Below are 12379 nucleotides of genomic sequence, written 5' to 3'. Positions count from 1 at the left end.
AGTAATTAATAGTACAAAGGTTTTGCACTTTTAATCTATATCATCTTGCGTTATTTTTATAAGGAAAAATTAACCCTGTAATCACTTTTCTAGCAATTTGATGTAATTGAATATTTTTATTTTCGCCAGAACCCATTTAGAGTCTAAAGGGTTGAAAATTATTCGCGGAAACCTCATCGGGCGCTCTTTGCCTTATGATTTTTTAAAAGGAACTTATTATGGCAACAGCATTGATATATGGGTTTGCTCGTTCGTTTATATCTGGTCAGCCCATTGCGGATGCAACGGTTACGGTACTGGAAAATAAGGAATTAAAATTTAAGACGGACTCCTCCGGGAAATTTGGACCAATTGAGTGGCCTGTTGGAACGCCTATTACTTTGGTTTTTGAAAAACCCGGATCTTTTTGGACTGGGTATAAGACGATACAAACAGCGACCCTAATTGTTCCCCCCGAAGGAATAAATAATGAGAATTTTCTAAAAAATATTTCATTTCAGGTCCCTTCCAATATGGCATATAAATTTCTTTCTTTTGCAATGGGCGAAACTGAAGATCCTCAAGCGTGTCAGATTGCGGCAACGGTAACGCCGCCTAATACCACTATGGATGATATTCCCCAAGGTGTTGAGGGTGTTACGGTATCATTGTTTCCTAAAGTAGAGGCAAAAACTTTTTATTTTGATATTTTTCCAATTATTCACAAAACCAATCCTTTTATCAAAACATTAAAAGCGACTTCTTTGGATGGCGGCGTTGCTTTTATCAACGTCCCTCCCGGTGATTACACCATGAGGGCAGAAAAGGGGAACATACCATTTTCCGAAGTAAAAATTAAAGCACGTCCAGGAATGATTGTGAATGCAAGCCCTCCACAGGGACCTACTATGCTTCAGGAATTTAAAACAGATGAAAGAAAAAAAACAAATCAATTTAGTTTTTTTAAACCTGCTGTGGCGCTCAGCATCGCTGCAGTAGGGGTCCTTGCTGCAACTGCATTAAGCCGATCCAGTTGTGACCCATAAATACACAAAATAATCTTTACGTTCCGGTTTTTGAACAATGAAAGAAAAATGTTGAGACAACATCCAGCAACATGGCTACTGATTCATTTGATGAAAGCATTAAATTACATCGGGAGTGCAGGAGGAACCTTTGGTGGTGTTCAACTACATCAACAAACGTAAATTATATCGACATTTAATTGAGGATCGATGCAATGAATTCGGAGAACAGTAATCCCCTTTTTTAGCTGTTCAGCATAAACAGCTATCGACATGTTACGTAAGACTGGTGTGGCATCATAAAAATTTAAAAAAAAGCTATACTTTAACTATTCTCTATTTTGTTTAGTTTTATTATGCAAGAAAAAGAGGAAGCACCACCACTACTTAGCAAGCATGGCCAACTGATTGATTTAATGAAAGCATTAGGTTACACCTCTAGTGAGGGAGGTATATGTAACGGCTATGCATATATGGCAATGCAAGCTATTTTTGCAGATGAATTCGATGTTTTTGAGCAAAGAGTTAACCGTTTATTAGATATTCCTCTTGATGATTTTAAAAAGGCTGCGACAATTCAATTTAACGCACAGCAGGGAAAAGAAACTACAGAAAACTTGCTCAAGAAGATACTGGAAGATGAATTGCAGGCGAACAATCTCCTTGTTGATACGCATGCTTTTTTGGATGGAATCGAATTGACGCAACAACGCCATCTCTATCCTCATTTATTTAATGATACAGAATCACTCGAGCAAGATAGCTTTGTTAAATTAATTACCCCTCGAAAGATTGAAAACCAAGGAGAAATAATTTCTGTACCAATCACCTTATCCGGTGCTTATCGATATGAAGATATGGCAAGTGATTATTTTGGGCTTCTGAGAGAAAAAATTAATGCCATGATTCCAAAGCCAACTACGCCTATATGCTTGACTTTAGCAGGTTATGGAATACAACATGCTGTTGCAGTGTCTTTTGATCCTAGAAGTGATAAATGGACCTTTATCGATGCGAACAAGATTCCAGCTCAGAAGTTCACAGAAAATGATGAACTTGCTCGAGCGGTGATAAAGGGCTGTTCTGCCAATGACATTGCGGCGATTTACACCCACGTCTCTGTATTGTCTGAGAATGAACAGTTAAATCAAGAACTAATCAATTGGGCGCAGGAAGTAAAGAGTCGCTCACAGAAAGATATGGCAAAGAAAGCCAATTGGGCTGATTCTCAAGGGGGAACTTGGCTGACTGCTGCAGCTGCAGGCAACGATTTTGAAGTGATTACTCCTCTGGTTGCTCATGGAGCAGATATTAATAAGCCGAGAGCGGATAAGGTGACCCCTCTAATTTTGGCTATTTTGAATCGAAAAGTACAGGCAATAGAAGAACTAATAAAGAACAACGTTGATCTGAATATGCCTTATGATCGTGTTAACACCCCCCTGCGCGCAGCAATAGCAATGAAAGACCTGCATATTATTGAAATGCTTTTAAAAAATGGTGCAGACCCTAATTCTCGTCCTGTAGGTCCTAAGGGGGTGGGCGCTATAATTGACAGTGCCATGGAAGATGCCATAAGCTTAAACGATTACAACATTGTAAAATTAATTCTTGAATACGGAGGGAAGGCCTCTCAACGCCCTAGTGGAAAAAATAAGGCCATGGCAGCGGCGATAGAAAAAGGTTTTATTGAAAGTTTAAAGGCGCTATTTGATCATGGTGTGGACCCTAAAGGATTTGAAGAAGACTTCAGCCTTCTGCTTTTGGCAGTCAAGAGTAATCAGCTGGGGGTTGCCAGGCTACTATTGGAGTATGGAGATGATCCCGAAATAGAAGATATACACGAATCAAAATCCGCACGTCAATTTGCAGAAGAAAATAATTTGCAAGAGTTTTTAGAGCTTTTCAATAATCCTCCTCCAAGAAAAGAAATAACTGATAAAAAGGCTGCTCAGAAAGAGGCTCCTTCATCCGATAATGATCACGCAATCAATGATTTTATTGACGATCTGAAAAAATATTGTCAAACACGTCGAGCGGAATGGAACCTGCCAAAATGGATGCATGTCAATGAAAAGTCAGCGCAATATAAAACGAATCTCATTACCTTAAAATTTGGATTTAGTGTTGAAGATAAAATAAAGGCTGCAGAAAAACTCATTGCTGCATTGGAAAATAAAAAATCAAGAGAGCGACTTACCGATTTTGATATTGCGGCGTTACTTAATTCCAGATTGTATTCAACTGTAGTAAAAAAACATGAACGGTTGTTTGAGCAAGTTGAAGAAGTTAAAGCATATAAAAATAAAGCCGAGCAATTAGCGAATACTCCGCAGAATCCCGCAGCGTGACATGTGAAGTCCTAGGAATCAAGGAGCGAATGAAGATGACTACAGCAATAGAAAAGACGGTGAGAAGAGTATTTGATGAGATGTGGAATCAACAAAATGCTGCATTGGCGGATGAGCTTTTTTCAGCAAAGACTGCAATTCATTTTAGCTATGATCAAGCAGCCAATTTACAGGATTTTAAAGAAGCCTTATTGCAATGGTATCGCGCTTTCCCGGATCTAATACACTCTATTGATGATCTGATGGTCAGTGGTGATAAAGTGGTGACACGCTGGCATGGACATGGAACCCATCGTAATGAATTTTCAGGAATTCCTGCAACAGATATCTCTGTATTTTATAGTGGCATTACTATTTTCCGCTTGGATCATAATCAGCAAATTGTGGAAGCTTGGGTATACAGTGATTTAAATGACATGCTCACCAAAATGCAACAAAGTCACAAGTAATAGGGATGCTTATGGAGAAAGAGAGAGAAAAGCGTTATGAGAAGGCAAAAAAATTTCTTCCGCAAAATGTGGTTGCTTTACTAAAAAACGTTCAACCTTCAATTGCGTGGTCACCCGATGAACAGCGGATTTGCTATCGACATGATACGATTCAAGGCTATGAATATCTTATTTTTAATCTGCACAACAAGAAGAAGGAACCTGCTTTTGATCATTCATTGCTGGCGCGCAACGTTGCAGAAAAATTAAATCGGGAAATCACGGCTTTTGCCTTGCCAATCAATACAATTGGCTTTGTTGACGAACATATTTTGCAACTCCATATTGAGCAATTTATTTTTCAATATGATCGGACGACGCAGGTGCTCTCGCTTGTGCCAGAGAGAAAAAAACCTGCTGCAATGTCCCGATGTCCCACGATTATGGAGCTTTGGGGGCTTTTACCCATTTCCATTGCGCCAAGAATTCGTTCACCAGATCAATATTGGGATATATATAGTAAGGAGCATAACTTATTTCTATTTTCATTTGCTGAAAATAAAGAGTATCAACTTACAACTGACGGCACCGCAACGAATGCATATGCTGTTTCTCCTGATACGAATCTAACCTCATTAACGCTGCATCGGATGCAGACCCCATTACCGCCTATGGCTATCTGGTCTCCCGATTCACAAAAAATTATTACTTTTCAATGCAATCAGCAGCTGGTGAAAAAATTAGCACTGCTGCAACATGTTCCGGAGGACGGTTCATTTCGTCCTAAAGTTTATGATGCGCATATTCCTTTTGTAGGAGACGAGGCGATCCCAGAAATCAAATTATGTTTGATTGATGTCACTGAACAGAAACTGAGTAAAATCGATATGCCCCCATTGTTGCCTGCATTAGTCGGATCCCCCATTGAAGCCGGCTATGTTTGGTGGAGTGAGGACAGTAAAAAAATCTTTTTTTTAAAAGAAGAACGGGGCAATCATCAACTTTCTTTGTGTGAGTTGGATGTTACAACAGAACAGTATCGAATCATTCTCACTGAAAAATCCTCAGGATATGTTGAGCCCAGTCAATTAATTTTGTGGCAGAATTACACGCAAATACTTGCAGAGACATATGAATTTATTTGGTTATCGGAGCATAACGGTTGGGCGCACCTTTATTTATATGATTTATCAACTGGGCAAGTGAAAAATCCAGTTACCCAAGGTGAATGGATGGTTCGCAAAGTCGTTCATGTTGATACCAAAAACCGCTGGGTATATTTTTTAGGGAATGGCAAAGAACCGGGTGTTGATCCCTATTTTCGTTATTTATATCGAGCGCGCTTGGATGGGAAAGAGATGCAATTATTGACCCCGGAAATTGCAGATCATTCCATTGTTTTCTCACCCTCTTGCGACTATTTTATTGATTATTGTTCTTCCATGGACTCTATTCCAGTCACCAAAATATATGATAAGAATGGGTACGAAATTGCTCTATTGGAAAAAGCTGATTTTTCTCTGCTCCATGCCTTGGGATACAAACAACCGAACTCTTTTTGCCTCAAAGGTGCAGACGGGGAAACAGACATTTATGGGGTCATGTATTTTCCTACCCATTTTGACCCAAAGAAAAAATACCCAATTATTGATGACATCTATCCAGGTCCACAATTAACACGTGTGCCTAAAACCTATTGTTATGATCCTCCTGAATATTTCTACGGGTGCTGGTGGCCGCAAAGTTTGGCTGAATTAGGTTTCATCGTCGTTAACATGGACGGGCGCGGTACCCCTTTGCGCTCTAAAAAATTTCATGAATATTCTTACCAACATTTAGAAACCGCTGGGGGATTAGAAGATCATGTTGCGGTGATTAAAAGCCTGGCAAAGCAGTATCCTTATATGGATATAAAGCGAGTCGGGATTATCGGACAATCAGCAGGCGGGTATGCTGCAACTCGCGCTTTGTTGGATTATTCTGAGTTTTACCAGGTAGGAGTCTGTGTTTCTGGGTTACAAGATCTACGAAGCTATTTGGCATTTTGGGGTGAACGGTATCATGGTTTACCAAACGATGTAGATTATGCCCTGCAATCGAACTATCCCTTGGCTGCTCAACTTAAGGGAAAGCTATTTCTGATTCATGGCGATTTAGATGATAACGTCCATCCATCCAATATGTTGCAATTGGTTGATGCGTTAATTAAGGCAGATAAAAATTTCGATATGCTGTTAGTTCCGAATGAGAACCATTCTCTGTATTTTATGAATGCTTATGTTTGGCGTAGAATTTGGGACTATTTTGTTGAGCATTTAAAAAAGTAACTGTCTCATAAATTTCCACCTCACTGCTGTGCTCAATAAAAGGGCAAAGAATTCCTTGAAGAAAGAATCACCCACTGCCATAATAAATTTAAATGCTCTGTTCAGTATTTCAAAGAAAGGATTCCTTATGGCTACTGTAGGTACTTATCTCGCACAGCGTCTCCAAGAATTAGGAATGAATGATTACTTCGCAATTCCTGGGGATTATAATCTGGGTTTATTGGATGAATTATTAAAAAATACGTCCCTGAAAATGATCAATTGCTGTAATGAGCTCAATGCGGGTTATGCAGCAGATGGTTATGCGCGAATAAAAGGCGTCTCTGCCTTGGTTGTCACCTTTAGTGTTGGCGGCTTAAGTGCGGTCAATGCAGTTGCAGGAGCTTATGCTGAGAATTTGCCTGTAATCGTCATTTCAGGCGGTCCTAATACAAACTCCGTACAGGATGCAGAAATTTTACATCATACGCTGGCAACGGAAAATTACAGCTATGTTCGCGAGATATTTGCGAAAATTACGGCGCATAGTGTGTTTATTCATAGGCCAAGTGATGCGCCCATGCAAATTGATACCGCTATAGCAATTGCCTTGGAAAAGAAAAAACCTGTCTATATTGAAATTGCCTGCAATATTGCGGGGCTGACTGTTTCTCCACCCACACAGCGGGCGCTTAATGTCAAACGTTTGAGCGATACCTCCTCTCTTACTGCAGCGATTGAAGATGCAGCAGAGAAGCTCAATACTGCTGTTAAGCCAGTACTGATTGCAGGCAGTAAATCTCGCCCTTGCGAAGCAACCGCTATGATCGAAACCTTAAGCCAATCCTGCGGCTATGCCTTAGCAGCAATGCCTGATGCAAAGGGATTTGTTTCAGAACAACATCCTAATTACATGGGTATTTATTGGGGGCCCGTCAGTTCCCCGGGATGTGGGGAAATTGTAGAATCGAGCGACCTGTATTTCTTTATCGGGCCTAATTTTAACGATTATACGACTGTTGGGCATGTGTGTAATATCCAGCCTAAGAAACTTATTGTTATTGCTGATGGGAGTGTCTCTATCGCTGGCAAAGTATATACTGAAGTGTATATGAATGAGTTCTTGCGAGGATTAAAGGACAAATTAAAATTTAATGATGCTTCAGTCAAAGCGTATCAACGAATCGCAGGTTCTGCACCTTTATATAACGAACCTGATGATCTGAATTCACCACTGACCACCCGCTTTCTATTTGGACAAATTCAAAAGCTTTTGAGCAGTGATTATGGGGTTTTGGCAGAAACTGGAGACTCATGGTTCAATGGTATGCGGCTTAACTTGCCTGAAAATTGCCCCTTTGAAATTCAAATGCAATATGGATCGATTGGGTGGTCTGTAGGAGCACTTCTGGGTATGCAAGCAGCGCTTCACAATAAAAAGCGGGTTATTGCTTTGATTGGCGATGGTTCTTTTCAAATGAGTGCCCAGGAGCTTTCTACACTCGTTCGTTATGGATTCAAGCCCATCATTTTTTTAATGAATAATGCTTCGTATACGATCGAGGTGCAAATTCATGACGGTCCATATAATGTGATTAATAATTGGCGTTATGCGGATTTAGTCGATGTTTTTAATGGAGAACAAGCGAACGCTCGAGCTTTTAGAGCTCCAACGCATCAAGCACTTCTCGATGCAATTAAAGAAGCCAAAAAAACAGATGCTTTATGTTTTATTGAGGTGATTTTGGATAAAGATGATTGTAATAAAAATCTGTTGGAGTGGGGCGCTCGGGTCGCATCATACAACGGCCGCTCCCCAAGAACGAATTAATTGATGCTGCCGCTCTATATAATCAATAAGCAATAGAACAGGCTCGCACCAGTCTGCGCCACTCGTTCTCCAGGTTCTATCTACAGCAGTAAAAAACATAAAAACTTATAGGCAAATGTATGTTATTTCCGGGAAAAATAAGCCAATTTACCTGAAGGAACTATACTTATACTTACGGCTATTGGTAAAAAAGGACTTATATGAAAATCTATCAAAATCCTCAACCCCACGCAGTGGAGCGTGTGAATAATATTAAAAATCAAAAGAAACCCAGTAATTTGGCAGGCTCTAAGCATGAGAAAAAATAGAAGAACATGACATAGAAAAAACAGATAAAGAGATTTTTGAAACTATGTCTGAAGAGCAAGCTTGGAGAGAGACTCTTGAAAAAAATAAATCTCACTAACTTTTGAGTTTCGAGATAAGGAAATTCCTGGTGATCAATTTTTTACAGGTTCTATTAGCGTTTTTATTGGTTTTACTTAATGCATTTTTCGTGGCAGCCGAATTTGGAATGGTAAAACTGCGAGCCACTCGTGTTGCAGCAATCAAGGATATGTATGGTTTACGCGGAAGAATTTTAGTCCATGTCCACAAACATCTTGATGCGTATTTATCTGCATGCCAGCTCGGTATCACGATTGCCTCACTTGGATTGGGTTGGATAGGAGAACCCGCTTTTGCTGATCTGTTGAGGCCATTTTTGATTTTTATTGGTGTGAGCTCACCCCAATTAATCACGGTCATTGCTTTTTTTGTCGCTTTTTCATTTATTTCTTTTCTCCATATTGTCGTTGGGGAGTTAATGCCTAAATCCCTTGCAGTTCGTCAGTCAGAAAGAGTGTCTGTGTGGACTGCCCTACCTCTATATGGTTTTTATTGGCTTATGTATCCTGCAATATGGCTACTCAATACTTGCTCAAATTTTCTTTTAAGAATTTTTAAATTAGATGAAGTGCATCAGAGTGAGTATTTTTATTCTACAGATGAAATAAAACTGCTTTTAGGCACAAGCCATCTTCATGGTGAGCTTACGGAAGAGGAGGTTGAAATCATTGAGCATACTCTGGATTTAGCGGAACTTAAAGTAACTGAAGTGATGCGATCTAACGAAGAAATGGTCATGCTCAATATAAGCAAACCTATCCAGGAAATCATCGAGATCATTATGAAGCATCGTTACAGTCGTTATCCAGTTTATGATCCAGATAAAAAAGATGTTATAGGTATTATTCATGTTAAAGATCTCCTTCCCATCTTTTATCAACACGGCGAGATCAAAGAATTGCAATCACTTCTCCGACCGGTTCTCAAAGTGTCACGTCGCGTACCTGCTTTGGATTTGTTACATAAATTCCGTGAAGGGATGTCTCATTTTGCACTCGTTTACCGCGGTAACGGGAGTATTTTGGGATTTGTTACGCTCGATAATTTACTGCAGGTAATGATTGGTCGAATTAAAGATGAATTTCATCGTACTAAAGTGGATTGGGTATTAAATGATGATGGGAGTATATCTGCTTCAGGTAATTGCTCCATCTATTCTTTAGAACAAGCATTGAACCAGGATATCGATATAGACGATGAGATTGATATTTTAAATGGATTATTTATTCATCGCTTGGGCTACTTACCTAAGGAAGGAGAGCACATTGAATTTCCAGAATTTCATGCCAAAATTGAAAAAGTTAGTCCCTCAAAAATTATTAAGGTAAGAATTTATCCTCAAAAAGACGCTGATGACTCTAAAGATCAGGCTGATTAAGTAGACTGTTTTTATCCTACGCATATAGAATGGATGTCTCCTCGTAATATAGAGAACTGGCGATTACCTGGGTGATTTGCTCCTATAAAATAATATGATTTTGATCTCCGCTGAATGAGAAGAAAGAAGAGTCATTCATCTTGGCCATTATGAACAGCAACCTTGAGGTCTGGATCAAGCGGATTTCCAGGAATTTTCCGAGAATCGCTAGCCCACTCGCCTAAGTCAATGAGTTTACATCGCTGAGAGCAAAAAGGTTTGAACTGGTTCTCGGGGCACCAGGTATTTTGTTTCCTACAAATAGGACACGTGATTTTTTGATCGATATTCATTATAGTTTTCCATTATTTACATGAGACATGGAGTGCGATGTGGCACCAGTGGTTTCACTATATTTTAATGCATCATTGTGGGATTTGGGAAGTTAAGTCTGAATATGGAATTGAAGGTTTAATTTAATGATCCAATACATCAAGGTTTCTAATCAAAAAATTGACGATACCTTGGGTCAACAAACCCTAATCAATAATATGATATCCACTATCAATATAAATGACATCTCCAGTAATGTTTTTAGCATATTGGCTGGCAAGAAAAACCACCATTGCACCTACATCATCGATATCAACCAATGACCTTAAGGGGGATTTTTCTTTTGCAAGTTGAAGTAAATCATCAAACTTCTCCAGACCTGAGGCTGCACGGGTTTTTAGCGGACCGGGAGAAAGGGCGATGACGCGAATTTGTTGTGGCCCCAGCTCTACTGCCATGTAACGCACAGAAGCCTCCAATGCAGCCTTAACTGGCCCCATGAGATGATAATTATCGACCACTTTTTCTGCACCATAGAATGACATGGCAAACAAGGAGCCGCCATTGTTCATCAGCGGTTTAGCCAGATTCGCCATACGGATAAACGAATGACAGGAAATATCCATCGCCATGAGGAACCCTTCTTTAGAGCATTCATGCACAGGATTTTGTAAATCTTCTTTGGGTGCAAATGCAATCGAATGAACCACGATATCAATTTTCCCCCATTTTTTGCCAATTTCCAAAAATAAATCATCCAAATCATGCTCTTGGGTCACATCACACGGGCGATAAATGGAAGGTTGCAGCATGTTGGCGACTTTATCCACAAATGGCTTGGCTTTCTCATTTAAATAGGTGACTGCCAGATCAGCACCAGCCATTTTTAACGCATGGGCACAACCAAAGGCGATGGAACTTTCATTGGCAATTCCAACTACCAACGCTTTTTTTCCTGAAAGTAATGTGTTGTCCATGTCATAATTCCTTATTCTTAATAAGATGGAAACAATGATTGGCAATAACCCATTCTTCGTCGGTAGGGATTGTATAGAGATCGACAAAACTTTTGGGACTACTAATCATTAATTGTTTTGTCTTGTTTAAAGTCGTATCGATTTCGATTCCGATCCATTCACTGTCTTGGCAGACAGCATGACGAATTTGCCAGGCATTTTCCCCAATACCGCCAGTGAAAACCAATACATCCAGCCCACCAAGTGCCGCAGTAAGTGCTCCGAGCTCTCTGCGTATCCGATAGACGAACAGCTCAATTGCTTCTTTTGCATACGGGCTTTTGTCTTCAAGCAACTCTTGCATATTAAAAGTAATGCCGGAAACACCTAACAAGCCCGATTCTTTATAAAGTAAATTTTGAATTTCATCTGGGCTCATTTTTTCAGATTGTAAAAGATAAAGGATGACCCCGGGATCGATAGTGCCACAACGTGTGCCCATCACCAGTCCATCCAATGCGGTGAAACCCATAGTACTGTCTATTGATTTTCCGTTCTTGATCGCACACATGCTGGCACCATTTCCCAGATGCGCAATGACAATGCGACCTGAGTGTTTTTGCGGATTAATGTTTTTCAGCTGATGCATAATAAATTCATAAGAAAGCCCATGAAAACCATATCGCTTAACCCCTGCTTCAAAAAATTTTCTTGGAAGGCCAAATAGATCTGCTGTCTTTGGATGAGTGGTATGAAATGCAGTATCAAAACAGGCGATTTGTTGTAATTCAGGATGGAGTTTACTGATATTCTCAATCGCTTCAAGATTGTATGGCTGATGCAGCGGAGCAAAAGGAATGAGTTTTTTTAATTTTTCCATGATGTCTGTAGAAATAAAGACAGGGGAATTAAACTCAAGACCACCATGCACTACCCGATGTCCTACGGCACTGATTTGAAAACCAAATTGATTGTTTTTTAAAGCTGACAATAATAATTCATAAAAGTAGCTGTACCCGCGATCTTTTTCGAAATGATTTTCTCTCACTAAGACATTATTTTCGTCATACAGTTTCAGAACAGGTGATTCCCGAATGTTTTCAACAATACCATGCAACTGTTTGGGCAAGGAGGCACTCAATTCATATACAGCGAATTTAATACTTGAAGAGCCTGAGTTGAGTACAACTATATGATTATTATCCATATATCACACGCGTATAAGTGGGATGAAATTCCATTATTTTTGCCTTAAGTATTGAGCATTATCAAGGTTATATTTTTAAAAATAATCTATTGTACAAAATAATTACAAAAATAGCCTATACTCTTTTCAAGAGGCAATCCAACTGTAATGCTGCACTAGATTAAGGACATTTCTATGTTGCATAATCCCATTGATAGCCGTTCATTATATAATTGGGGT

Annotated in this window: 9 protein-coding genes; 6 read left to right on the top strand and 3 right to left on the bottom strand. The window is 39.5% G+C overall.

What is annotated here, in order from left to right; all coding sequences use genetic code 11:
* The first annotated feature begins 218 nt into the window (after positions 1-218).
* The 6 genes from FOLKNPGA_RS15985 (at position 219) to FOLKNPGA_RS15955 (ending at position 9685) form a co-directional block, all read left to right on the top strand.
* Positions 219-1025: a carboxypeptidase-like regulatory domain-containing protein gene (locus FOLKNPGA_RS15985; RefSeq protein WP_182350818.1), complete on the top strand. Its 807-nt coding sequence runs from the start codon at positions 219-221 to the stop codon at positions 1023-1025.
* Between the two features lie 335 nt (positions 1026-1360).
* Positions 1361-3355, top strand: coding sequence for an ankyrin repeat domain-containing protein (locus FOLKNPGA_RS15980; RefSeq protein ID WP_182350817.1), 1995 nt, complete (start codon positions 1361-1363; stop codon positions 3353-3355).
* 35 nt (positions 3356-3390) lie between these two features.
* Positions 3391-3804 (top strand): ester cyclase, encoded by a 414-nt coding sequence (locus FOLKNPGA_RS15975; protein WP_182350816.1) that lies wholly within the window; start codon positions 3391-3393, stop codon positions 3802-3804.
* An 11-nt stretch (positions 3805-3815) separates the two neighbouring features.
* The gene (locus tag FOLKNPGA_RS15970) at positions 3816-6110 is read left to right on the top strand and encodes a DPP IV N-terminal domain-containing protein (RefSeq protein ID WP_182350815.1); all 2295 of its coding nucleotides are present in this window, start codon (positions 3816-3818) and stop codon (positions 6108-6110) included.
* Between the two features lie 127 nt (positions 6111-6237).
* Complete coding sequence (locus FOLKNPGA_RS15965; RefSeq protein ID WP_182350814.1) at positions 6238-7920, top strand: thiamine pyrophosphate-binding protein; 1683 nt, start codon at positions 6238-6240, stop codon at positions 7918-7920.
* A 436-nt stretch (positions 7921-8356) separates the two neighbouring features.
* A complete protein-coding gene (locus tag FOLKNPGA_RS15955) occupies positions 8357-9685 on the top strand; it encodes a hemolysin family protein (protein WP_182350813.1) in 1329 nt (442 codons plus the stop codon).
* Positions 9686-9816: 131 nt separating this feature from the next.
* Here the strand turns inward: FOLKNPGA_RS15955 and FOLKNPGA_RS15950 are convergent, their stop codons facing one another.
* The 3 genes from FOLKNPGA_RS15950 to FOLKNPGA_RS15940 all read right to left on the bottom strand — a co-directional run bounded on the left by FOLKNPGA_RS15950 (position 9817) and on the right by FOLKNPGA_RS15940 (position 12160).
* The gene (locus FOLKNPGA_RS15950) at positions 9817-10017 is read right to left on the bottom strand and encodes a DNA gyrase inhibitor YacG (protein ID WP_182350812.1); all 201 of its coding nucleotides are present in this window, start codon (positions 10015-10017) and stop codon (positions 9817-9819) included.
* A 186-nt stretch (positions 10018-10203) separates the two neighbouring features.
* A complete protein-coding gene (gene fabI / locus FOLKNPGA_RS15945; RefSeq protein WP_182350811.1) occupies positions 10204-10974 on the bottom strand; it encodes an enoyl-ACP reductase FabI in 771 nt (256 codons plus the stop codon).
* A 1-nt stretch (position 10975) separates the two neighbouring features.
* Positions 10976-12160, bottom strand: coding sequence for an acetate/propionate family kinase (locus FOLKNPGA_RS15940; RefSeq protein WP_182350810.1), 1185 nt, complete (start codon positions 12158-12160; stop codon positions 10976-10978).
* Positions 12161-12379: the final 219 nt, after the last annotated feature.

Origin of the sequence: Legionella sp. PC1000, assembly GCF_014109805.1 — a bacterium.
Classification (GTDB): domain Bacteria; phylum Pseudomonadota; class Gammaproteobacteria; order Legionellales; family Legionellaceae; genus Legionella; species Legionella resiliens.
Note: the sequence above shows the minus strand (reverse complement) of the source record. Positions and strands in the feature narration are given on the sequence as shown.